We start from the raw sequence: 23,511 nt of genomic DNA on the forward strand, positions 1-23,511 counted from the left end.
GAGGGCCGCGCCGGTGGCCCGGCACGGCCCTCCCCTCATGAACGCGGATCAGCCGCCGTCGGGCGCCTGGAGTTCACCCGACCGGGCCACCCGCGCGTACCAGCGGGCGCTGGACTTCGGAGTCCGCTCCAGGGTGTCGTAGTCCACCCGCACCGCGCCGAAGCGCTTCGCGTAGCCGTACGCCCACTCGAAGTTGTCGAGCAGCGACCAGAGGAAGTAACCGCGGACGTCCACCCCGTCCGTGAGGGCCCGGTGCACCGCCTCCAGATGCGCGTGCACGTACGCGGCGCGCTCCGGGTCGTGCACCGAGCCGTCCGGGGACACCACGTCCTCGTACGCCGCCCCGTTCTCGCTGATGACCAGCGGGAGTCGGGGGTACGCATCCGACACCCGGGTCAGCAGGTCGTACAGGGCGCTCGCGTCGACCGGCCAGCCCATCGCCGTCCGCTCGCCCGGCGCCCGGTGGAAGGCGACCGCGTCCGCGCCGGGCCACGGCGAGTGCTCGCTGTTCCCGTGACCGTCGTCCTGCGGCTTCTCCGCCCCTTCCGGCACCTGCGAAACGACCGTCGGCGTGTAGTAGTTGATCGCGAGCAGGTCCAGCGGCTGCCCGGCCGTCGCGGTGTCGCCGTCCTTGACGAAGGACCAGTCGGTCAGCCGCGCCGTGTCGCGGATCAGGTCCTCGGGGTAGGCGCCCTCCAGCATCGGACCCAGCCAGATCCGGTTGCCGACGGCGTCGATCCGGCGGGCCGCGTCCCGGTCCTCGGCGGACCCGGTCAGCGGCCGCACCTCGTGCAGATTGAGCGAGACGGCGATCTGCCGGTCGGCGGGCAGCGAGGACCGCAGCGCCTGCACCGCGAGCCCGTGTCCGAGGTTGAGGTGGTGGGCGGCACGCAGCGAGGCCACCGGGTCGGTACGGCCCGGCGCATGCACCCCGGAGCCGTACCCCAGAAAGGCGCTGCACCAGGGCTCGTTGAGGGTGGTCCAGCGGGTCACCCGGTCGCCGAGGGCATCGGCGACGATCCCCGCGTACTCGGCGAACCGCTCGGCGGTCGCCCGCTCCGGCCAGCCGCCCGCGTCCTCCAACTCCTGCGGCAGGTCCCAGTGGTAGAGGGTGAGCGCCGGCTCGATCCCGGCGGCGAGCAGCTCGTCGACGAGCGCCCGGTAGAAGTCCAGCCCCTTCTGGACGGCCGGCCCCCGCCCGGTGGGCTGCACCCGGGACCAGGAGACGGAGAACCGGTAGGCGTTCAGGCCGAGTTCGGACATGATCGCCACGTCCTCGCGGAACCGGTGGTAGTGGTCCACGGCCACGTCGCCGGTGTGGCCCTCGAAGACCTTGCCGGGGGTGTGCGAGAAGGTGTCCCAGATGGACGGGGTACGGCCGTCCTCGGCCGCCGCTCCCTCGATCTGGTACGCGGCGGTGGCCGCGCCCCAGAGGAAGTCGGACGGGAACGAGCGGGTGGCGGTGAGCGGCCGGGTTTCGGACGCGGTCATAGGAGAGCGCTCCCAACGCGGGTACGGGGTCGGTACGTTCGGTTCCGTGCGGTACGGAGAAGGGGCGGGCCGTCAGCTCTTGACGGCGCCGGCCGTGATGCCGCCCACGATGTGCTTGCCCAGGAAGGCGAAGACCAGGAGGAGCGGCACGGTGGAAATGAGCGCGCCGGTCAGCACGACGGCGTGGTCCACGGTGTGGTTGCCCGCGCCGAGTCCGGCGAGTGCCACCTGAAGGGTGGGGTTGCCGTCCGGGGTGAGGGCGATGAAGGGCCAGAAGAAGTCGTTCCACGCCTGGACGAAGACCAGCATCCCGAGCACGGCCATGGCGGGCCTGGCCACCGGGAAGACCACGTGCCAGATGATGCGGAGGCTGTGCGCACCGTCCATCCGGGCCGCCTCCACCAGCTCCATCGGCAGTGCCTCCACCAGGAACTGGCGCATGAAGAACACGCCGAAGGCGGCGACGAGCGACGGCAGCACGACCGACTGGAGCTGGTCGAACCAGCCGAGGTCGGTGATGATCTGGTACAGCGGGATGACGCTGAGCTGCGGAGGGATCGTCATCGTGGCGACCACCAGGGAGAGCAGCATGCCCCGGCCCCGGAACGGCAGCTTGGCGAAGGCGAATCCGGCGAGCGTGGAGAACAGCACGGTGGACAGGGCCACCAGGCTCGCCACGATCGTGGTGTTGATCAGCGCCCCGCCCATGTCGACCTGGTTCCAGGCGAAGCTGAGGTTGTCCAGGAGGCGCTTGCCGGGCAGCAGCGGCGCCGGGGCCTCCACGACCCGCTCGCCGGAGTGCGAGGCGGCGACCACGTTCCAGTACAGCGGGAAGAGCGAGACGAACGCGGCCACGACGAGCAGCGCGTAGGTGAGCGGTCCGGCATGGTGCTGGCGGCCGGCGGTCTGCCGGAAGCGGTTTCCCGGGCGGGCCTTCGGCACGCCCGGGGGCCGGTCTGCCGGTGAGGCCGTCGAGGGCGTCCCGGCCGGTGTCGTGTCGAGTGTGCGGGCCATGGGTCAGCCCCCCAGCTTCTTGCGGTTGTGGCGGGAGACGAGCGCCTGGACGCCGCCGACGAGCAGCAGGAGCAGCAGCATGACCCACGCGATGGCCGAAGCCTGGCCCAGCGCGCCGGTCACCCAGCCCTTCTCGTACATGAGCAGGCTCAGCGTCTGGAACTGGTTGCCGCTGCCGCCACTGATCCCGACGCTGCCGCCGAAGAGCATCGGCTCGCCGAACAGCTGGGTGGCGCCGATCGTGGACACGATGATGGTGAAGAGGATGGTCGGCCGGATGGACGGGATCGTGACGCTGACGAACTGGCGCCAGCGCGAGGCCCCGTCGAGCGAGGCCGCCTCGTACAGGTCCTGCGGCACGGCCTGCATCGCGGCCAGGTAGATCAGCGCGTTGTAGCCGGTCCAGCGCCAGGTGACGATCACCGAGATCGCGATCTGCGCCGGCCACTTGGACGACTCCCAGTTCACCGGGTCGAAGCCGAACCAGCCGAGGACGCCGTTGATCATGCCGTAGTCGGTGTTGAACAGCTGGGCGAAGACCAGGGTCGCCGCCGCGATCGAGGTGGCGTACGGGGCGAGGATCGCGACCCGGAAGAAGCCCCGGCCGCGGAGCTTGTAGTTGAGCAGATGCGCCAGGCCCAGGGCGATGAGCAGCTGGGGAACGGTCGAGATGACGCCGATGGTGAAGGTGTTGAGGAGCGCGTTCCAGAAGAACTCGCTGGTCGCGAGGTCGGTGTAGTTCTCCAGGCCCTTCCACGTCGGGTCCCCGCCGAGTTCGACCCGGTTGAGCGAGAGCCAGCCGGTGTAGATCAGCGGGAAGAGACCGAAGGCGGCGAAGGTGAGGAAGAAGGGGGCGACGAAGACGTACGGGATCGCCTTGAGGTCCCAGCGGTAGAGCGTGCTGCGCAGGCCGCCGGGGGAGCGGCGGCCGCGGGGGCCGGGGGAGGAGGGCGGTGCGGCGGGCGGCGGGGAGCCGTCCGGCCTCGCCCGAACGGAGGTGGCCACGGGGGCGTCCTTCCAGGGTCGATGCGTGCGGTGGTGCGGACGGTGCCGGTCCGCCGCCCGCGGACGGCGGCGGACCGGCAGGCGTCCCCGCTACTGGTCGATCTTGTCGTCGACCAGCTTCTTGACGTTCTCCCAGGCCTTGGCCGGGTCGGTGCCGCGCTGCTCGATGTCGAGGATGCCGTTGTCGGTGAGGAAGGTCTTCACCTGGCCGTCGTAGCGGCTGATGACGGCGGGGGTGATCCCGGCCGCCGCGCTGGAGAAGATCTTGCCGACGGGGGTCTCACCGAAGTACGGCAGTTTCGCCTCCTGGACGGCCGAGGAGGCCAGCGTGTCCTTGGACGAGGGGATGTTGCCGTTGACCGCGAACACCTTGGCGTGCTGCTCAGGGGCGGTCAGCCAGGCGGCCAGCTCCGCGGCCTCCTTGGTGTGCTTGCCGGCCTTGGGCACGGCGAGGAAGGACCCGCCCCAGTTGCCGGCGACCGGCGGAGCGGCGATGTCCCACTTGCCCTGGTTGGCCGGGCCCGCCTGGTCCTTGATGATGCCGGTCATCCAGCTGGGGCAGGCGACGGTGGCGAACTTGCCGTTCTTGAAGGCCGCGTTCCAGGTGCCCTTCTCGTCGAACTGGCGGAGCTTGGCGGTGAGTCCGCCCTGGGCGGCCGTGACGGCGGTGTCCCAGGCCTTCTTCACACCGGGGCTGTTCTCCCAGTCGAGTGCGCCGCTCGTGTCGGCGTACTGCACCGGGTCGCTGGAGACGACGGCGTTGAAGAGACCGCTCGCCGAGTCGTGGAAGGCGGTGCCGGCGGGCGCGGCCGCCTTGTACTTCTCGCCGGTCGCGAGGAACTTGGCCCAGTCGCCGTCCCACAGCTTGCCGACGGCGTCGCGGTCGGTGGGCAGCTTGGCCTTGGCGAAGAGGTCCTTGTTGTAGCAGATGGCCATGGGGCCGATGTCGGTGCCGAGGGCGATGACCTTGCCGTCGCCGGTCGTCGCCTGCTTGACCTTCCAGTCGAGGAAGGCGTCGATCTTCGCGCCGCCCTCCTTGCTCAGGTCGACCCACTTGTTCGCCATCGCCGTGCCGGTCGCCTCGGCGATGTAGCCGACCTCGACGGCCTGGATGTCGGCGACGCCGCTGTTCTGGGCGAGGCGCAGCTTCAGCGTGTCCCAGTACTTCTGGCCGTCGGAGACGTTCGATTCCTCGATCTTGATGTTCGGGTGGAGCCGCTCGTACTCGGCGTAGAGCTTCGCGCCGGTCTTGTTGTCGTAGCCGAAGGAACCGAAGGTCCCGATCCGCAGCGTGATCTTCTCGGCGCCCTGGCCGCCCTTGCCGCCGTTGTCGTCGTCGCTGCCGCAACCGGTGAGCAGGGTCGTGCCGGTCACGACGGCGGCGACCGCCGCGATCGCCGCACGGCGGCCGCGTCTGCTGCTGGAAGTGCGCATTCCACTCTCCTCGTCCAAGGTGGTGCTCGTTGTGCGCCAAGAGGTCCGGCCGGCTGATCGCGGCTCGGCGGCGCCTGCCAGGACCTGATGCAAGGCTGTGCGCATCCCGGATGGGAGCGCTCCCACGTCGTTGCCGGAAGGTTGCTGCCTGACGGGTGCGGGTGTCAAGACATGAACGCGGATTCGTTACCGGAAGGTTTTCCGGGGGTTTCCCGGGCCTGGGCGGGGGTGGTCGCGTCATCTCCTGAACGCACCCTCGTGGCGTGGGGTGTCGGCTTGGACTACTGTGGGAGCGCTCCCATCGCTGCTTCTGTTCCCGGTAGTGCCGTGGTGAGCAGCGCGTTGTCCTACGAGGGGAGTTCGGGAGTTGTGAGTGGACGGCAGAGCGGCAGACCCACCCTGGAAGAGGTCGCGGCCAGGGCCGGGGTCGGCCGGGGCACGGTCTCCCGGGTGATCAACGGCTCCCCCCGGGTGAGTGAGCAGACCAGAACGGCCGTCGCCAGAGCCGTCTCCGAACTCGGCTACGTACCCAACCAGGCCGCCCGCGCGCTCGCCGGCAGCCGTACGGACGCGATCGCGCTCGTCATCCCCGAGGTCGAGGCCCGGCTCTTCGCGGAGCCGTACTTCCTCGATCTCATCCGCGGAGTCAGCGCCGAACTCGCCGAGGCCGACAAGCAGTTGCTGCTCACCCTGGTCCGCAGCGAGCAGGAGCGGCAGCGCTTCGAGCAGTACCTCGCCGCCCAGCGCGTCGACGGCGTCCTGCTCGCCTCCGTCCACGGCGACGATCCCCTGCCCGACCGGATCAGGGAACTAGGCCTCCCGGTCGTCATGAACGGCCGCCGCTCGGAGGCCGAACCCGTGCCGTACGTCGACTCCGACAACATCGGGGCCGGACGGGCGGCCGTCGCCCACCTCGTGGGGCGCGGGCGGAGCAGGATCGCGACCGTCACCGGGCCGCTCGACATGTACGTGGCACGCGCCCGGCTGGGCGGCTACCGTGCCGGCCTCGCCGAGGCAGGACTCGGGCCCGACGAGGCGCTGGTCTCGGCGGGCGACTTCACCGAGGAGGGCGGCCGGCGGGCCATGCGGCTGCTGCTCGACCGCAGCCCGGACCTGGACGCCGTCTTCGCCGCTTCCGACGTCATGGCGGCCGGGGCGCGCGCCGCGCTGCGGGAGGCGGGCCGTCGGGTGCCCGAGGACGTGGCGCTCGTCGGGGTCGACGACTCGCCGGTGGCGCGGCTGATGGACCCGCCGCTGACGAGCGTGCGGCAGCCCATCGAGGAGATGGGCCGCACGATGGCCCGGATGCTGATCCAGGAGATCCAGGAGATCGCAGCGACACCGGAGGAGCCCCGCCGGCGTGTGCTGCCGACGGAGCTGATCGTGCGGGAGTCGTGCTGAGCCCGCGCGTGGGTCCGGACGGTGCGTGTGAAGACTCCCGCGGCCGGCCGGGACCCGGAGGTCCGGCCGGCCGCGGGGCCTGGGCGGGGTGTTACAGCGCCGGGTAGGCGTTCTTCATGAGCTCCTGGAACTGGGCCGAGAACCACTGGCCCGAGAGCGGGGCGTCCGGCAGCGAGCCCGACATGCTGTTCCCGTTACGGGCGTTGCCCGTGTACGTCGGGTCGCACATCCGGTCGAAGCCCTTGCCCTCGTTGTTCGGGATCTCCTTGCTGGCGCCGTCGGACTCGCCCGGGGGCTTCACCCAGACGTACGCGTCGATGCCCGCGGCGGGCGCCGCCTGGGGCCGCTCGCCGAGACCCGCGCCGGACTGGTTGCACCAGTTGCCGAGGTGGATGCGACGGTCGTACTTGCCGCCGTTGACGTACGTGTCGACGGTGGTCGTCGGGCCCGCGGCGGTGGGCCGGGCGGTGCCGCCCCAGCCGTTGCGGGAGGTGTCGATCAGCATGCCGAGGTTGCTGTCGAAGCCGAGCGAGACCAGCTTGGTGCGCATCGCCTGGGCGTACGACAGCTCGTCGGTGTACCGGTTCCAGTCGACCCACTTCGACTGGCGCACGGAGACGCCGTTCACGCTGTCGTTGATGGTGAAGTGGTCCTCCTTCAGGGCGCTGTAGTTGGCGGTGTTGACGATGAAGCCGTGGACGTTGGCGACCGTGGAGCCCTCGGCCGTGGCGGCCTGCTTGAACAGCTCGGCGGAGGCGCCGAAGTTGTCGTCCCAGCCCAGCCAGCCGTGGTGGCCGGCGTCCACGTAGTTGTAGACGTTGCCGATCGCGCCCAGCTTCTTCAGCGCGTAGCCGACGCCGGTGATGTAGTTGCCGTTGGCCTTCATGACGTCGCAGTTGGCCGTGGCGGTCGGGCGTCCGGAGACATTGGTGACCAGGTTGGGCAGCGAGTCGATCTCGACCGTGGTGACGATCCGCAGGCCCGCGTACTTCGAGTCGGCGAGGATCGCGGCGATCGGGTCGATGTACTCGGTCTTGTAGCGGCCGATCTCGGTCGGGCCGAGCTCACCGTTCGAGGCGAGGGCGGCACAGTCGCGACCCGGCAGGTTGTAGACGACCAGCTGGACGACGAGTTCGCCGGTGCCCTTCTGCTTCAGGGCCTCGTCGAGGTGGGCGCGCAGGCCCATGGAGGTGGCGGATCCGTTGACGGCGGCGATCCGGTCCAGCCAGACGCCGGTGGGCTGGTTGGAGATCTTGGTGCCGCCCGGCTCGGCCGCCGCCTTCGCGGACCACTCGGGGTTCACGTACACCTTGGCGCCGGCATACGGGTTGTCGGCCTTGGTGCCGGCCGGCGGAGTGGTCGGAGGCGTCGTCGGCGGGGTGGTCGGGGGAGTGGTGGGCGGCGTGGTCGGGGGTGTCGTCGGCTCCGTGGCGCCGTTGCAGACGACCCCGTTGAGCTTGAAGGTCGCGGGCACGGCGTTGGTGCCGCTGTACGAGCCGTTGAAGCCGAAGGAGGTCGAACCGCCCGTGGCCAGGGTCCCGTTGTAGGAGACGTTCTTCGCGGTGACGGCGGCGCCGGACTGGGTGATGGTGGCGTTCCAGCCCTGCGTGACCTGCTGGTTGCCGGCGTAGGTCCACTCGAGGGTCCAGGTGGCCACCGGGTCACCGGTGTTGGTGACGGTCACGTTGGTGCCGAAGCCGGTGCTCCACTGGTTGGTGATCTGGTAGTCGACCTTGCAGCCGGGGGCGGCGGCACCTGCGGTGGCGGTGCCGAGGACGGTGGCGGTGGCGCCGGTGGCCGTGATGAGGCCGAGGGCCGCCAGGAGGGCGGTGCGGCTGGTGCTTCTGGTGCGGCTCATGCGGGTGGGGATTCCTTTCAGGGGATCGCTCAGGGGGTGAGGGCGCGCAGGTGGTCGCGCAGCCCGATGCCGAATGCGGTGGGAGTGCCGTCGTACGAACTGATCAGTGCGGGACCGGAGTTGCAGTTCCAGGTGTTCCAGGTCCAGCCCAGGTACGAGAGGCCGCGGTCGTCGAACCACTTCATGACGCGGTCGATGAACGCGTGTCCGCAGGTGTTCTCGCCGATCTCGCCCGCGAGGAGAGGAACCTCGGCGGCTACCGGGGCGAGGGTGTTGTTCCAGCACGTCTCGTCGGCGCAGGTGTTGAAGTTGTAGACGTGCCAGGCGGCGGCCAGATTGTCCGCCGGGTCGGTGGGGGCGTACGCGAGCCACTGGCTGAGGTCGTTGGAGTACGCGATGCCCGGGACGAGAACGAGGTTCTTCGATCCCGTGGCGCGGACCGCGTCCAGCAGGTCCTGCATGCCGGCGACCTCGTAACCGATGCCGGGGCAGGCGCCGCCGTCGCGCCAGCAGGACCAGGCCTGGGCCGCGGTGGACGTCGCCCGGTCCGGGTAGGGCTCGTTGAACAGGTCGAAGACGACCCGCTTGTCGTTCTTGAAGGTGTTCGCCACCGAGGTCCAGAACGCCGGCGTGTACTGGGCGTCGGGCATCGGCTTCTGGCAGGTGGCGTGGACGTCGGCGCAGCCCGCGGAGTTGCCCGTGTACTGGCCGTACGTCCAGTGGAGTTCGACCACCGGGGTCATGCCGTGCGCGATGACCTTGGTGACCAGGTCCTTCACGGCGTTGATGTAGTTGGTGCCCCGGTATTCGGGCTTGATGTCGTCCAGGCCGAGCCAGCACTCCTCGTTGAGGGGGATCCGGACCGTGTTGGCCTTCCAGTCGGCGATGGCCTTGACGGAGGCGTCGTCGACGGGACCGTCCCAGATGCCGTAGCCCTGGACGCACATGAACTCGCCGCCGGAGCGGTTGACGCCGAGAAGGCGTCGGGTGGCGCCGTTCTGGTCGGTGAACTTGTTGCCGGACACGCTGAGTTCGGGCGCGCCGGAGACCGGGGTCGGCGTCGTCGGGGGAGTAGTGGGCGGTGTAGTGGGTGGCGTGGTCGGGGGCGTCGTGGGTGGGGTGGTCGGCGGTGTGGTGGGCGGGGTCGTCGGAGCGGTGGGAGTCGGCGTCGGGGTGGTGCCCGAGTCGCACGGCGTGCCGTTGAGCGTGAACGCGGCCGGCGCCGTGTCGGCACCCGACCAGGAGGCGATGAAGCCGCCCGAGATCTTCGCGCCCGTGCCGAGCGCGGCGTTCCAGCTCTCGTTCACGACCGTGACGCCGGTCCCGGACTGGGACCACTTGCCGCCCCAGCCCTGACTGACGACCTGGCCGGCCGGGAAGGCGAAGCCGAGGCTCCAACCATTCAGCGCGGCACTGTTGTTGGTGACGGTGACGGCACCCTGGTAGCCGCCGGCCCACTGGCCGACGACCGAGTACTCCACCGTGCAAGCGGGTGCGGCCGCGGCTCCTGAGGCCGTACCCATGAGGGCGAACGCGGTGCTCGCCATCGTGAGCGCCACTCCGGAGAGCAGCGCGGACAGACGTGGGGGATGTCGCATGAGCGAGTCCTCGCAGCGAGGGCACACCCCTGACGGTGTGCCGACCGGACGGATTCGCTCCCACTGGTCGGGCAGACCGTAGCGGCAACTGACGCCAAGGAAAAGAGGTGTTGGGTAAATTCCCCCGCCAATTGCCTTCGACTCTTCACGCACCTTGACGCCGATGCGTCCCAACTGCACAGTGGGAGCGCTCCCACTGGTTCAGAGCTTGTCTCCATGCACGTTTCGCTCTTCGCTCCCCCGACCTCCCGAGCCGCGAGGAGAACCACCCGCATGCCACGCCTCCGACCAAGAACGCGACCACGCCGGCAGCTGACCGCGCTGGCCGCGGCACTGTCCCTCCCGCTGGGTCTCACGGCCGTCGGTGCCACCACGGCCCAGGCCGCCGACGTGCAGTGCAGCGTCGACTACAAGACCAACGACTGGGGTTCGGGCTTCACCGCCGAACTCACCCTCACCAACCGGGCCGCCACCGCGCTCAACGGCTGGACCCTCACCTACGCCTACGCCGGTGATCAGAAGCTCACCAACGGCTGGAGCGGTGTCTGGTCCCAGTCCGGCAAGAACGTCACCGTGACCAACGCCTCCTGGAACGGCACCCTCGCCGCCGGGGCCGCGGCCACCACCGGCGCCCAGTTCACCTACAGCGGTGCCAATGCCGCCCCCAGCTCCTTCGCGGTCAACGGCACCCCGTGCACAGGCGCCCATCAGCCCCCGGTCGCGGTCCTGACCAGCCCGGCCGCCGGGGCCGTATACAGCCAGGGCGACGCGGTGCCGCTCGCCGCCACCGCCGCCGCGGCCGACAGCGCCACCGTGAGCAAGGTGGAGTTCTACAGCGACACCACGCTCCTCGGCACCGACACCACCGCGCCCTTCACCTTCGGCGCGGCCGGCCTGGCGACCGGTTCCCACTCCCTCTACGCCAAGGCGTACGACAGTCTCGGCGCCTCCGCCGAGTCCGCGCCCGTCGGCATCACCGTCGCCGCCGGCCCCGCGCTCGTCGCCGCCCCGAGCCAGCTCGGCGTACGCCAGGGCGCCACCGGCACGTTCGACCTGAAGCTCTCCACCGCCCCCACCACCAACGTCACGGTGGGCGTCGCCCGTACCTCCGGCAACACCAACCTCACCGCGACCCCGGCCGCGCTCACCTTCACCCCGGCGAACTGGAACACCGCCCAGAAGGTGACCGTCGCCGCCGCGGCCACCGGTACCGGCTCCGCCGTCTTCACCGCGACCGCCCCCGGCCACGCCGAGGCCGAGGTCACCGTCGCCCAGCTGGCCGCGAACTCCACGTACGACGCCCGTTTCCTCGACCTCCACGGGAAGATCACCAACCCGGCCAACGGCTACTTCTCGCCCGAGGGGATCCCGTACCACTCCGTCGAGACGCTGATCGTCGAGGCCCCCGACCACGGGCACGAGACGACCTCGGAGGCGTACAGCTACCTCATCTGGCTCCAGGCCATGTACGGCAAGATCACCGGCGACTGGACCAAGTTCAACGGCGCCTGGGAGACCATGGAGAAATTCATGATCCCCACCCACGCCGACACGCCCACCACCTCCTCGTACAACGCCTCCAAGCCGGCCACGTACGCCCCCGAGTGGGACCTGCCGTCCCAGTACCCGGCGCGGCTCGACTCCGGAGTGACCTCGGGCTCCGACCCGATCGCCGCCGAACTCAAGAGCGCGTACGGCACCGACGACATCTACGGCATGCACTGGATCCAGGACGTCGACAACGTCTACGGCTACGGCAACGAGCCCGGGAAGTGCTCCGCCGGACCGACGGCGACCGGCCCCTCCTACATCAACACCTTCCAGCGCGGCCCGCAGGAGTCCGTCTGGGAGACCGTCACCCACCCCACCTGCGACAACTTCACCTACGGCGGCAGGAACGGCTACCTCGACCTCTTCACCGGGGACGCCTCCTACGCCAAGCAGTGGAAGTTCACCAACGCCCCCGACGCCGACGCCCGCGCCGTCCAGGCCGCCTACTGGGCCGACCTCTGGGCCAAGCAGCAGGGCAAGGGCACCCAGGTGTCCGCCACCGTCGGCAAGGCCGCGAAGATGGGCGACTACCTGCGGTACGCCATGTTCGACAAGTACTTCAAGAAGGCCGGGAACTGTGTCGGCCCCACCGCCTGCCCCGCCGGCACCGGCAAGGACAGCGCGCACTACCTGATGTCCTGGTACTACGCCTGGGGCGGCGCCACCGACACCTCCGCCGGCTGGTCCTGGCGCATCGGCTCCAGCCACGCGCACGGCGGCTACCAGAACCCGCTCGCCGCCTACGCGCTCAGCGAGTACGCCCCGCTCAAGCCCAAGTCGACGACGGGCGCGGCGGACTGGGCGACCAGCCTCGACCGGCAGCTGGAGTTCTACCGCTGGCTCCAGTCCGACGAGGGCGCCATCGCGGGCGGCGCCACCAACAGCTGGCAGGGCCGCTACGCCACCCCGCCGGCCGGCACGCCCACCTTCCACGGCCTCTTCTACGACGAGAAGCCCGTCTATCACGACCCGGCGTCCAACCAGTGGTTCGGCTTCCAGGCCTGGTCCATGGAGCGCGTCGCCGAGTACTACCAGCAGACCGGTGACGCCGGGGCGAAGACCGTCCTCGACAAGTGGGTCTCGTGGGCGCTGTCCAAGACCACGATCAACCCGGACGGCACCTACCGCATCCCCTCCACCCTCCAGTGGTCCGGGGCGCCCGACACCTGGAACGCGGCGAACCCCGGCGCCAACGCCGGACTGCACGTCACCGTCGCCGACTACACGAACGATGTCGGTGTCGCCGCCGCCTACGCCAAGACCCTCACCTACTACGCGGCCAAGTCCGGCCACGCCGAGGCCAAGCGCGTCGCCAAGGCCCTGCTCGACGGCATGTGGGACCACCACCAGGACCCGCTGGGCGTCGCCGTCGAGGAGACCCGCGCCGACTACAACCGCTTCGACGACCCCGTGTACGTACCGAGCGGCTGGACCGGCGCCATGCCGAACGGCGACACGGTGAACACCTCCTCCACCTTCGCCTCGATCCGCACCTTCTACCAGGACGATCCGGCCTGGCCGAAGATCGAGGCCTATCTGGCGGGCGGCGCCGCGCCCGTCTTCACGTACCACCGGTTCTGGGCCCAGGCGGACATCGCCCTGGCCATGGGCTCGTACGCGGAGCTGCTCGAATAGCAGCCGCCCCGCACGGAGCGGCTCCGCGTACGACGAGACCGGGCGGACCCCGTAGAGGGGACCGCCCGGTCTTCACGCGTGCGCGCGCGCCGCCGGGGGCGCCGCCCGATGCGGTCCATTGACGTGCGAAGTTCCGGCTCCTACGTTCTCGTTCGGACATACGGCCACTGGTCGATATTTCGAACGAGAGGGACGCGCATGTCAACCACGGAACCCGCCGCCCGCTTCACCCTCGACCCCGACTTCACCGTCGGCCCCGTCGACCCGCGCCTCTTCGGTTCCTTCGTCGAGCACCTCGGGCGCTGCGTCTACACCGGCGTCCACGAGCCCGGCCACCCCACCGCCGACGAGGGCGGGCTCCGCACCGACGTCCTCGAACTCGTCCGCGAGCTGGGCGTCACCGCGATCCGCTACCCCGGCGGCAACTTCGTCTCGGGCTACCGCTGGGAGGACGGCGTCGGCCCGGCCGAGGCGCGCCCGCGCCGCCTCGACGTCGCCTGGCGGTCCACCGAGACCAACCGCTTCGGCCTGAGCGAGTTCATCGCCTTTCTGAAGAAGCTCGGTCCGCAGGCCGAGCCGATGATGGCGCTCAACCTCGGTACCCGGGGCATCACCGAGGCGATGGACCTCGTCGAGTACGCCAACCACCCCGGCGGCACCGAGCTCTCCGACCGCCGCATCGCCCACGGGGACAAGGACCCCTTCGGCATCCGCCTCTGGTGCCTGGGCAACGAGATGGACGGCACCTGGCAGACCGGGCAGAAGACGGCCGAGGAGTACGGCCGGCTCGCCGCGCAGACCGCGCGCGCCCTGCGCCAGATCGACCCCGGCCTCGAACTCGTCGCCTGCGGCAGTTCGGCGCGCGGCCTGCCGACCTTCGCCGCCTGGGAGGCCGTCGTCCTCGCGGAGACGTACGAGGTCGTCGACCACGTCTCGCTGCACGCCTACTACGAGGAGACCGACGGCGACCGCGACTCCTTCCTCGCCTCCGCAGTCGAGATGGAAGCCTTCATCGAGGAGGTCGTCGCCACCTGCGACCACGTCGGCGCGCGGCTGAAGTCGGCGAAGAGGCTCACCCTCTCCTTCGACGAGTGGAACGTCTGGTACCAGCGCCGGCCCAACCCGCATCCCGTGGAGGACTGGCAGGAGGCCCCGCGTCTCCTGGAGGACGTCTACACCGTCACCGACGCCGTCGTGTTCGGCACCCTCCTGATCGCCCTGCTGCGCCATGCCGACCGGGTCGCGGTGGCCTGTCTCGCCCAGCTCGTCAACGTGATCGCCCCGATCATGACCGAGCCGGGCGGCCCCGCCTGGCGTCAGACCACCTTCTTCCCCTTCGCCCAGGCCTCCCGGTACGGCCGGGGGACCGTCCTCGATGTGCGCGTGGACTCGCCGACGTACCCCACGGAGCGGTACGGGGACGTCCCGCTGCTGCACGCCACCGCCGTACGCGACGAGGACGGCGGGGTCACCGTCTTCGCGGTCAACCGTGGCCGGAACACGCCCCTGACACTCGACGTCGCCCTGCGCGGTCTCGGAGTGAGCCGGGTGGTCGAGCACACCGCGCTGGCGGACGCGGACCCGGAGGCGTGCAACACCCTCGCTGATCCGGAGCGGGTCACGCCGCACGCGGTGGAGGGTGCGAGGCTCGTGGACGGGACGCTGCGGGCCGTCCTGGAGCCGATGTCGTGGAACGTCATCAGGCTGCTGTGAGGGCCTGAAGTTGAATCCTTTCAGACCGCTTGTCCCGACCTACCCTTCGAAGCGCTTCGAAAGATCCTGTCCGAAGCGTTGACGTGGCTGGCGGGCGAACCTACTTTGTCCCAGCAAGCGCTTTCCTGAAACGTTCTAATCACGCGCGGGAGGACGAACTGTGCGTACTCAAGGCACTGTTGACCGTCGGAATCTGCTGAAGCTCGCGGGCGGGTCACTGGCGGCTGTCGGCCTGACCGCCGCGGGCTGTGGCACCGGCTCCGGATCCGAGGGTGGCACCGTCACCCTCCGGTACGCCTGGTGGGGCTCCGACGACCGCGCCAAGCGGATCAACCAGTCGATCGCCCTCTTCGAGAAGAAGTACCCGAAGATCAAGATCAAGACCGACTTCCAGCCGTACGCGGACTTCTGGAAGAAGTTCAACACCCAGGCCTCGGGCGGCAACGCGCCCGACGTCTTCCAGAACGCCATCGGCTTCCTGCGCAAGTACGACGCGAAGAACGTCCTGCTCGACCTGCGGGAGCAGGCCGAGCAGGGCAACCTCCGCCTCGACGGCTTCCGGGCCGGTCTGGAGAAGTTCGGCGAGGTCGACGGCAAGCTCCTCGGCATACCCGTCGGCAGCAACTCGATGGCCCTGGTCGTGGACCAGACCGTCTTCGACAAGGCCGGCGTCACCCCCAAGGCCGGCTGGACCTGGGACGAGTACCACGCCGCCCTCGCGAAGATCCGCGACAGCCAGGGACGGGCCGGCGACGCCGGCCCCTACGGGATCATGTACCTCTACGACCTGTACCTGCGCCAGCACGGCAAGGCCTTCTTCACCACCTCCGGACTCGGCTTCACCGAGGCGGATCTGACGGACTGGTGGACGAAGGCGTACGCGGGGGTCACGTCGGGCGTCTACGCCGACCCGAAGAAGACGATCCAGGCCAAGCCCAAGTCGGCGGTCACCGCCGAACTCGCGGCCTGCGAGTTCACCTGGGACAACTTCACCGTCCGCTACGCCTCCGAGGGCAAGAGCCAGTACGGTCTCGCCCCCATCCCGACCACGGACGGCCGCAAGACCGGCCAGTACCTCGGCTCGCTCATGCTCAGCGGCTCCCGGCGCACCAAGCACCCCAAGGAAGTCGCCCAGTTCATCGACTTCATGGTCCACGACCCCGAGGTCGGCAAGATCATGGGCTACGACCGCGGCGTCCCGGCCACCACGGCCCAGTACGAGGCGTACGTGCCGAACGACCCGATCGGCAAGCAGATCGCCGCGTACGAGAAGCAGCTGGTGGAATCCCGCGTCCTGGAGCCGATCACGCCGCACCCGGCGGGCGCCGACGTCACCGAGGCCGCCTTCCTGCGGCTCGGCGAGGAGATGTCCCTGGGCACGAGGCCCGTCCCGGACGCGGTGAAGCAGTTCTTCACCGAGGCGAAGACGGCGCTCTCCTCCTGATGGACGCCGCCGTGACCGCCGCACCGAACCCCGCGCCGGCGACCCCGCCGGACGGGGCGACCGCACCCGCGGACGCCCCGTCCGGCGGGGGACGCCCGCGCCGGACGCCCGGCAGCGCCGAACAGCGCCGCCGGGCCCGCCGGGAGAACCTCGCGGGCTACCTCTTCATGTCCCCCTGGATCACGGGCTTCCTGCTGCTCACCGCGGGACCGATGGTCGCCTCGCTCTACTTCGCCTTCACCGACTACAACCTCTTCGACGCCCCGCAGTGGATCGGCTTCGGCAACTTCACCGAGATGTTCGGCGACCCCCGCTGGCGCACCTCGGTCGAGGTGACCAGCTGGTACGTGGTGATCGGCACCCCGCTGAAGCTCGCCGCCGCGCTCGGTGTGGCCCTGCTGCTCAACCAGAGCCGCCGGGGCCAGGGCTTCTACCGGGCCGCCTTCTACGCGCCGTCGCTCGTGGGGGCCAGCGTCTCCATCGCCATCGTCTGGCGGGCGCTGTTCTCCGACGGCGCCGCGATCGACCGGGGGCAGCAGTTCCTCGGCATGGAGGCCGGCGGCTGGATCGGCGACCCGGACCGGATCATCTACAGCCTGGTCGCGCTGACCGTCTGGCAGTTCGGCGCCCCGATGGTCATCTTCCTCGCCGGACTCAAGCAGGTGCCGCGGGAGCTGTACGAGGCGGCGGAGGTCGACGGCGCGGGCCCGTTGCGACGGTTCTGGAGCATCACCCTGCCGATGATCTCGCCGGTCCTCTTCTTCAACGTGCTCCTGGAGACCATCCACTCCTTCCAGATCTTCGGGTCCGCCTACATCATCGGCAGCCAGGGCAACGCCTGCGGACCGGCGGACGGCACGCTCGTCTACACCTGCTACCTCTACATCCAGGGCTTCGAGAACAGCCGGATGGGCCTTGCCTCGGCGATGGCCTGGATGCTGCTGCTGGCCGTCGCCCTGGTCACGGCGTTCCTTTTCTGGTCCCAGCGGCGCTGGGTGCACTACGAGGAGGGGGCCCGATGAGCCTCGCACGCACCGCCACGCGCCCCGCGAGGAAGCGGACGGCGGGCTCGCTCGCCTGGCACCTCGGGGCGCTCGCCGTCCTCGCGGTCATCCTCTACCCCGTGGTGTGGGTCATCGGCGGTTCCTTCAAGCCGAACGACGAGATCGTCGGCAGCCTGACCCTCTTCCCCGCCGACCCCATCACCGACAACTACCGGCGTCTCGCCGACGGCATCGCCGACATCCCCATCACCACCTTCTTCGGCAACTCCCTTTTCCTGGCGGTCGGTTCGGTCATCGGCGTGGTGCTCTCCAGCTCGCTCGCGGCCTACGCCTTCGCCAAGGTCGGCTTCGCCGGACGCGGACTGCTCTTCACGGCGATGATCGGCACGCTGCTCCTGCCGTACCACGTGCTGCTCATCCCGCAGTACGTGCTGTTCCAGAAGCTCGAACTCATCAACACCTACACGCCGTTGCTCCTCGGCAAGTACCTGGCCACCGACGCCTTCTTCGTCTTCCTGATGCTCCAGTTCATGCGAGGGCTGCCGAAGGAGCTGGACGAGGCGGCGCGCCTCGACGGCTGCGGGCACCTGCGGACGTACTGGTCGATCGTGCTGCCGCTGTGCCGGCCCGCGCTCATCACCAGCGCGATCTTCACGTTCATCAACGCGTGGAACGACTTCATGGGGCCGCTGATCTATCTCAACGAACCCGAGAAGTACACGGTCTCGCTCGGCCTCAAGATGTTCGTCGACCAGGACGGCGTCGCCAACTACGGCGGCATGATCGCGATGTCGCTCGTGGCGCTGCTCCCGGTGGTCGCGTTCTTCCTCGCCTTCCAGCGGTACCTCATCGACGGCATGGCCACCTCCGGCCTCAAGGGCTGAGGGGCGGTGCCGAGATGAGTACGCGAAGCGTTCCGACCGGGGGAGTGGGAGACGGGACGCGGGCACGGTTCCTCGCCCGGTTCGCCGTCTTCGCGGAGTGTCTGCTCGTCGGGGTGTGGATCGCCGTCGCCGCGCTGCCCCTCTTCACCCTTCCGGCCGCGCTCGCGGCCGGCGCCGCGCATCTGCGGCGCTGGACCGGCGACGAGGAGACCGGACTGCGGTACTTCGTCGCCGACCTGCGCGCGGCGCTGCGGGGCGGGGGCCGGTCGGCGGGGCTCGGCTACGGGGCCGTGCTCGCCCTGGTGGGCGCGGACCTCGCGTTCGTACGGGCGCTGCCCGTGCCCGGCGGGCGGGCGGCGGGGGCCCTCGCGATCCTCGCGGCGCTCTGGCTGACGGTCACCCTCCTGCGGGCGGCCACGGCCTGGCGCCCTGGCCTGCGCTGGCGGGACCTGCTGGGCCCCGCCGCCCGCCGTGCGCTGCGCGACCCGGCGGGCTCCCTGCTCGTCGTCTGCGGCCTGGCGGTGATCGCCGCGTCGGCCTGGTTCTCCGCACCACTGGCGCTGCCGGCCCTCGGCATCCTCGTCGCCTCTGCCCTGGCGGCCGAGCGCCGCCGGGCGGCCCCGGCGGCCGCCTGATCCACACCGCCCGGGGCCGCGTCCCCATGGCGGGCATCGCTCCGGGGGTCGCGGCCCGATGGCCGGGATCAGAGCCCGGTCACCGGCTACCGGCCGGGGCCGTAGCAGGGCTCCCGCCCGGAGGCCGTAGTCGCGCTCCCGCCCCCGGGCCTGTGCCCCGTGCCCCTCCCCGGCCCGCAGTCGTGCTCCCGACCCCGGACCCTCAGCCGGGCTCCCGCCCCAGGGACGGACCCGTCCCCCCCCGCACCCTCCCGCTTCCGCAGGCATGCCGTCGGCATGCCCATGAAAGGAGTTCCCGTGTCCTCGATACCTCGCCGCTCCCTCCTCAAGGCCGCCGCCGTGGCCGGAGCCGCCGCACAGTTCAGCTGGGCGCTCGGACGCGGGGACGCCCGGGCCGCCGCGCCCGCCGAGACACCGGCGGCCGACCGGCCCGCGACCGTCACCTGGCTGGAGCCCGGCGGGCTCGGCGCCGCCGCCGGATCGACCTTCGGCGTCGCCTGGCCCAAGGGCGTCCACCCCGACGACCGGGCCTTCGCGCTCACCGGCGCCGACGGCGCCGACGTCCCCGTACAGACCTGGACCACCGCCCGCTGGCCCGACGGCTCCCTCAAGTGGACCGCGCACGCCGTCGGACCCGAGGCCGCCGGGGCCGAGCGCTTCACCCTCGCCCCCGGCATCCCCGCGACCGCCGCGAGGACCGTCTCCGTCACCGAGACCGGCCGCCGGATCACCATCGACACGGGCACCGTCCGGGCCGTCGTGTCGAAGGACGGCGGGAAGCTCGTCGAATCCGTCACCCGCGACGGCGTGAAGATCGCCACCGACGGCCGGCTCGTCCTGCTGCGCCAGAGCGACCTGGACGACGGCGACCACGGCAACGCCAAGTGGGACCGGTTCGACGGAGAGATCTCCGGAGCCGTCGTCGAACAGAGCGGCCCCGTCCGGGCCGTGGTCCGCATCGACGGCAAACATCGCAAGGGGAGCAGGAGTTGGCTGCCCTTCTCCGTCCGCCTCTACTTCTACGCGGGCTCCGAGTCCTTCCGTATGGTCCACACCATCACCTACGACGGCGACCAGCAGAAGGACTTCATCCGCGGCCTCGGCGTCCGCTTCACCGTGCCCATGCGGGACGCCGCGTACGACCGGCACATCCGGATCGCCGGTGAGGGCGCCGGATTCCTCACCGAGGCCGTCCAGGGCATCACCGGGCTCCGCCGCGACCCCGGGGCCGCCGTCCGCACCGCCCAGGTCAAGGGCGAGAAGCTGCCCGACCCCGCCACCTGGGACCAGCGCGTCACCACCCGCATGCAGTACGTCCCGACCTGGGGCGACTACACGCTCGCCCAGCTCTCCGCAGACGGCTTCACCCTCCGCAAGCGCACCAAGCCCGGCCACGGCTGGATCCCGGCCGGCGGCGGCCGCCGCGCCGACGGGTTCGGCTACGTCGGCGGCGTGACCGGCGGACTCTCCTTCGGCCTGCGGGACTTCTGGCAGAAGCACCCCGCCCAGCTCGACATCCGGGGCGCCGCCGGTGACGCCGCCGAGGTCACCCTCTGGCTCTGGTCGCCCGAGGCCCAGCCCATGGACCTGCGCTTCTATCACGACGGCATGGGCCAGGACACCTTCCCCGAGCAGCTCGAAGGCCTCAACATCACCTACGAGGACCACGAGCCGGGCTTCGGCACCCCCTACGGCATCGCCCGCACCAGCGAGCTGATGTTCTGGGCCAACGCCGCCACCCCCACGGCCTCGACGCTCGTCGCCCAGGCCGAGGCCGTCCGCACCCCGCCGCAGCTCGCCGTCAGCCCCGAAGACCTCGTCCGCGCCCGGGTGTTCGGCGGGCTGTTCTCACCCGTCGACCGCTCCACCCCCGCCAGGGCGACGATCGAGGACCACCTCGACTACCTCTTCACCTACTACAAGGACCAGGCGGAGCAGCGCCGTTGGTACGGCTTCTGGGACTACGGCGACATCATGCACACCTACGACGAGGACCGGCACCAGTGGCGGTACGACGTCGGCGGCTACGCCTGGGACAACTCCGAACTCTCGCCCGACCTGTGGCTCTGGTACGCATACCTCCGCTCCGGCCGCGCCGACATCTTCCGCTTCGCCGAGGCCATGACCCGCCACACCGGCGAGGTCGACGTCTACCACCTCGGCACCTGGGCCGGCCTCGGCACCCGCCACGGCGTCCAGCACTTCGCCGACAGCGCGAAGCAGCAGCGCATCTCCACCGCCGTCTACCGCCGCCCCTACTACTTCCTCACCGCCGACGAACGCGTCGGCGACCTCATGCACGACCTGGTGGACTCCGACGAGACCTTCCTCGTCCTCGACCCCATCCGCAAGATCCGCACCGAGCCCTACACCCCCGACCGGCACGCCCTCTCCGTCGGCTTCGGCACCGACTGGAGCGGCCTCGCCGCCGCCTGGCTGACCGAGTGGGAGCGCGGCGGCCCCAAGGCCGCCAAGGCCGAGGCCCGGCTCCGCTCCACCATGGAGACGATCGCCGCCCAGCCCAACGGCTTCGTCCAGGGCACCGGCCTCTACGACCTCGACACCGGCCGCTTCGCCGTCGCCGACAAGCCCGTCGTGGGCGTCTCCCACCTCTCCGCGATGTTCGGCCTGGTCGAGATGTGCGCCGAGCTGATCGACCTCGTCGACCAGCCGAAGTTCAAGGAGGCCTGGCTCGACTACTGCCGCTACTTCAACGCCTCCAAGACCGAGCAGGCCGCCCGCTACGGCCAGAACTTCGGCACCCTCCTCCTCTTCCAGGGCCACTCGCGCCAGGACGCCTACGCCGCCGCCCAGTTGAACGACACCGGACTCGCCCAGCGTGCCTGGGCCAAGTTCGACAAGAGCGATGGCTACACTGCGGCCATGGTGTGGGACAAAACGCCCGTACAGGGATCAGCCGCCCTCGAACCGGGCTACGAGCACCTGTGGATCAGCACCAACACCACGGCCCTGTACGGCCTGGCCGCCATCCAGAACCTCGCCCTTGTCGGCGATCACCTGCCGAAGTGACCACCGGAGGCCACACGATGAGGAAGAGAATGCTGCTCGCCGTCGCGGCGACCCTGCTCGGCACCCTGGCAGCGGCACCCGCCGCCCACGCCGACGGGCCCTACGGCCAGGGTCTCGACCACTGCACCACCGCGGACACCGGGACCCTCGCCTGCCACTTCGACGTGGCACCCGGCACGTACGACGTCTCCGTGACCCTCGGCGGTGACGAGGCCGGGTCCACCGCCGTCACGGGCGAGACCCGGCGGGCGCTGCTCGCCGAGACCGCCACCGAGACCGGACAGCGCGTCCGGCGCTCGTTCACCGTGGACGTACGCGACCCGGAGGGCGAGCCCACCGGACCGACCGGCAGTCCCGGTCTCGACCTGGTGCTCGGCGGCTCCGCTCCCCGCGTCACCGAGCTCCGGGTGACCCCCGCCCGGGCAGCCCGCCGGCTCTTCCTCGTCGGGGACTCGACCGTCTGCGACCAGCCGGGCGACCCGTACACCGGCTGGGGCCAGCGACTGCCCGCCCGTCTGAAGCGGGGGATCGCGGTCGCCAACCACGCCGACTCCGGTGAGAGCACCGTCAGTTTCCTGGAGAACCCGGCCCTCTTCGACCGGGTCGAGGCCGCGATCCGGCCCGGCGACCCCGTCCTGATCCAGCTCGCCCACAACGACAAGCAGACGGACGCGGCCACCTACCGGGCCAACCTCACCACCCTGGTCGAGCGCGTACGGGCCCGGGGCGGCGAACCCGTCCTCGTCACCCCGATCGTTCGCCGCTGGTTCAACGCCGACGGCACCCTGGACAACGGCATCGCCCTGCTCGTCAACGGCCTCGGTGTGGACCACCCCGCCGAGATCCGCGCCCTCGCCGCCACCCTCGGCACCCCGCTGATCGACCTCACCGCCCTCACCAGGGCGCGGGTCGAGGAGCTGGGCCCCGAGGCCTCCAAGGCGCTCTATCTGACGACGGAGAAACGGGACAACACCCACACCTCGGTGCGCGGGGCCACGGAGTACGCGGCCCTCGTCGCGGCGGAACTGCGCGCCCGGGGAATCGTCCCGGCGCAGCTGCTCCGCTAGGCCGAGCCCGAGGGGCGCCACCCTTGGACTCCCTGGCCGAAACGCACCTACTATGCCGGTGATCACCGCCGCCGTGACGCTCCACGGCGGCGTCACCGTATCCCGGGGGGGGATTCCATGGACGCCTACAACGTGCCGGTCGGACCGGCCGCCGCGCGGGGCCCGCGCTTCAGATTCCGCAACCCGATCGGACCGGCGCTCGTCGTCCAGTCCCTGATCGCCACCCAGGCCCTGACCGACGTCTACATCATCGCGAGCGGCGGCAAGGACTCGCCCTGGCTCGCCGAGGACATGGTCCCGTTCCCGGCCGTGCTCCAGGTGTCGTGCTGGATCGCGTTCCTCGTCTGGTTCTTCCGCGTCCGCAGCAACGCCGAGGTCCTCGCCCCGGGCAGCCACAAGTACCCGGTGGGCTTCTCCATCGGCGCCTGGGCCATCCCGCTCGCCATGTGGTGGCTGCCGCGCCGCATCACCCTCGACATCCACCGGGCCGGCGGCCCGCCCCGCGACGCCTGGCTGATCAACGCCTGGTGGTTCGTCTGGCTCCTCGACGGCCCGCTCTCGGTCGCCTTCCACTTCCAGGTCCTCGACCACTTCGACTACCGCAACCCGGTCGACCAGAGCCTCAACATCCTGTGCGCGATCCTCGCGATCGCGGTCGTCCGCCGGGTGACCGCCGCCCAGCCCGCCGGCCCCCTGCCGTACTTCAACATGACCTGAGCCCCGGCCCCCCTCCGGGGACCGGGGAAA

Annotated in this window: 16 protein-coding genes; 10 read left to right on the forward strand and 6 right to left on the reverse strand. The window is 70.6% G+C overall.

All coding sequences use genetic code 11. The features are described from left to right. Nucleotides 1-48 precede the first annotated feature (48 nt). The 4 genes from OG462_RS36375 to OG462_RS36390 all read right to left on the reverse strand — a co-directional run bounded on the left by OG462_RS36375 (nucleotide 49) and on the right by OG462_RS36390 (nucleotide 4,944). Nucleotides 49-1,491: a GH1 family beta-glucosidase gene (locus OG462_RS36375; protein WP_406064448.1), complete on the reverse strand. Its 1,443-nt coding sequence runs from the start codon at nucleotides 1,489-1,491 to the stop codon at nucleotides 49-51. Between the two features lie 72 nt (nucleotides 1,492-1,563). Further along, nucleotides 1,564-2,505 (reverse strand): carbohydrate ABC transporter permease, encoded by a 942-nt coding sequence (locus OG462_RS36380; protein WP_406064450.1) that lies wholly within the window; start codon nucleotides 2,503-2,505, stop codon nucleotides 1,564-1,566. Nucleotides 2,506-2,508: 3 nt separating this feature from the next. Next, nucleotides 2,509-3,510: a carbohydrate ABC transporter permease gene (locus OG462_RS36385; protein WP_406064452.1), complete on the reverse strand. Its 1,002-nt coding sequence runs from the start codon at nucleotides 3,508-3,510 to the stop codon at nucleotides 2,509-2,511. Between the two features lie 90 nt (nucleotides 3,511-3,600). Next, entirely contained in the window at nucleotides 3,601-4,944 is a 1,344-nt protein-coding gene (locus OG462_RS36390; RefSeq protein WP_406064454.1) for an ABC transporter substrate-binding protein, read from the reverse strand. Nucleotides 4,945-5,313: 369 nt separating this feature from the next. Here OG462_RS36390 and OG462_RS36395 point away from each other — a divergent pair, with 369 nt between their 5' ends. Next, entirely contained in the window at nucleotides 5,314-6,345 is a 1,032-nt protein-coding gene (locus OG462_RS36395; RefSeq protein ID WP_406064456.1) for a LacI family DNA-binding transcriptional regulator, read from the forward strand. 91 nt (nucleotides 6,346-6,436) lie between these two features. Here OG462_RS36395 and OG462_RS36400 read toward each other — a convergent pair whose 3' ends face one another. Continuing rightward, complete coding sequence (locus OG462_RS36400) at nucleotides 6,437-8,203, reverse strand: glycoside hydrolase family 6 protein (protein WP_406064458.1); 1,767 nt, start codon at nucleotides 8,201-8,203, stop codon at nucleotides 6,437-6,439. Nucleotides 8,204-8,232: 29 nt separating this feature from the next. After that, on the reverse strand, nucleotides 8,233-9,801 hold the full coding sequence (locus OG462_RS36405; protein WP_406064460.1) for a cellulase family glycosylhydrolase: 1,569 nt from the start codon (nucleotides 9,799-9,801) through the stop codon (nucleotides 8,233-8,235). A 273-nt stretch (nucleotides 9,802-10,074) separates the two neighbouring features. Between OG462_RS36405 and OG462_RS36410 the strand changes: the two genes are divergently transcribed. The 9 genes from OG462_RS36410 to OG462_RS36450 all read left to right on the forward strand — a co-directional run bounded on the left by OG462_RS36410 (nucleotide 10,075) and on the right by OG462_RS36450 (nucleotide 23,481). Beyond that, nucleotides 10,075-12,987, forward strand: coding sequence for a glycoside hydrolase family 48 protein (locus OG462_RS36410; RefSeq protein WP_406064462.1), 2,913 nt, complete (start codon nucleotides 10,075-10,077; stop codon nucleotides 12,985-12,987). Between the two features lie 198 nt (nucleotides 12,988-13,185). Next, nucleotides 13,186-14,700, forward strand: coding sequence for an alpha-N-arabinofuranosidase (locus OG462_RS36415; RefSeq protein ID WP_406064464.1), 1,515 nt, complete (start codon nucleotides 13,186-13,188; stop codon nucleotides 14,698-14,700). Between the two features lie 160 nt (nucleotides 14,701-14,860). Next, on the forward strand, nucleotides 14,861-16,144 hold the full coding sequence (locus tag OG462_RS36420; RefSeq protein ID WP_406064466.1) for an ABC transporter substrate-binding protein: 1,284 nt from the start codon (nucleotides 14,861-14,863) through the stop codon (nucleotides 16,142-16,144). Beyond that, nucleotides 16,144-17,166: a carbohydrate ABC transporter permease gene (locus OG462_RS36425; protein ID WP_406064467.1), complete on the forward strand. Its 1,023-nt coding sequence runs from the start codon at nucleotides 16,144-16,146 to the stop codon at nucleotides 17,164-17,166. Before OG462_RS36420 ends, OG462_RS36425 begins: the two co-directional genes overlap by 1 nt. Next, nucleotides 17,163-18,032 (forward strand): carbohydrate ABC transporter permease, encoded by an 870-nt coding sequence (locus OG462_RS36430; protein ID WP_406064469.1) that lies wholly within the window; start codon nucleotides 17,163-17,165, stop codon nucleotides 18,030-18,032. The genes OG462_RS36425 and OG462_RS36430 overlap by 4 nt, the downstream gene beginning before the upstream one ends. A 14-nt stretch (nucleotides 18,033-18,046) precedes the next feature. After that, nucleotides 18,047-18,667, forward strand: a complete 621-nt coding sequence (locus OG462_RS36435) for a hypothetical protein (protein WP_406064471.1) — start codon at nucleotides 18,047-18,049, stop codon at nucleotides 18,665-18,667. A gap of 297 nt (nucleotides 18,668-18,964) precedes the next feature. Then, nucleotides 18,965-21,697, forward strand: a complete 2,733-nt coding sequence (locus OG462_RS36440) for a Tat pathway signal sequence domain protein (protein WP_406064473.1) — start codon at nucleotides 18,965-18,967, stop codon at nucleotides 21,695-21,697. A 17-nt stretch (nucleotides 21,698-21,714) separates the two neighbouring features. Beyond that, nucleotides 21,715-22,764 (forward strand): rhamnogalacturonan acetylesterase, encoded by a 1,050-nt coding sequence (locus OG462_RS36445; protein WP_406064474.1) that lies wholly within the window; start codon nucleotides 21,715-21,717, stop codon nucleotides 22,762-22,764. Nucleotides 22,765-22,881: 117 nt separating this feature from the next. Further along, the gene (locus OG462_RS36450) at nucleotides 22,882-23,481 is read left to right on the forward strand and encodes a DUF4328 domain-containing protein (protein WP_406064476.1); all 600 of its coding nucleotides are present in this window, start codon (nucleotides 22,882-22,884) and stop codon (nucleotides 23,479-23,481) included. Nucleotides 23,482-23,511 lie beyond the last annotated feature (30 nt).

The sequence above is a fragment of the Streptomyces sp. NBC_01077 genome, assembly GCF_045162855.1.
Lineage (GTDB): Bacteria > Actinomycetota > Actinomycetes > Streptomycetales > Streptomycetaceae > Streptomyces.

Coding starts and splice junctions, on each gene's coding strand:
- OG462_RS36400 (WP_406064458.1), bottom strand. CDS start 8,203: ATGAGCCGCACCAGAAGCACCAGCCGCACCGCCCTCCTGGCGGCCCTC.
- OG462_RS36380 (WP_406064450.1), bottom strand. CDS start 2,505: ATGGCCCGCACACTCGACACGACACCGGCCGGGACGCCCTCGACGGCC.
- OG462_RS36425 (WP_406064467.1), top strand. CDS start 16,144: ATGGACGCCGCCGTGACCGCCGCACCGAACCCCGCGCCGGCGACCCCG.
- OG462_RS36430 (WP_406064469.1), top strand. CDS start 17,163: ATGAGCCTCGCACGCACCGCCACGCGCCCCGCGAGGAAGCGGACGGCG.
- OG462_RS36435 (WP_406064471.1), top strand. CDS start 18,047: ATGAGTACGCGAAGCGTTCCGACCGGGGGAGTGGGAGACGGGACGCGG.
- OG462_RS36410 (WP_406064462.1), top strand. CDS start 10,075: ATGCCACGCCTCCGACCAAGAACGCGACCACGCCGGCAGCTGACCGCG.
- OG462_RS36445 (WP_406064474.1), top strand. CDS start 21,715: ATGAGGAAGAGAATGCTGCTCGCCGTCGCGGCGACCCTGCTCGGCACC.
- OG462_RS36450 (WP_406064476.1), top strand. CDS start 22,882: ATGGACGCCTACAACGTGCCGGTCGGACCGGCCGCCGCGCGGGGCCCG.
- OG462_RS36390 (WP_406064454.1), bottom strand. CDS start 4,944: ATGCGCACTTCCAGCAGCAGACGCGGCCGCCGTGCGGCGATCGCGGCG.
- OG462_RS36375 (WP_406064448.1), bottom strand. CDS start 1,491: ATGACCGCGTCCGAAACCCGGCCGCTCACCGCCACCCGCTCGTTCCCG.
- OG462_RS36415 (WP_406064464.1), top strand. CDS start 13,186: ATGTCAACCACGGAACCCGCCGCCCGCTTCACCCTCGACCCCGACTTC.
- OG462_RS36405 (WP_406064460.1), bottom strand. CDS start 9,801: ATGCGACATCCCCCACGTCTGTCCGCGCTGCTCTCCGGAGTGGCGCTC.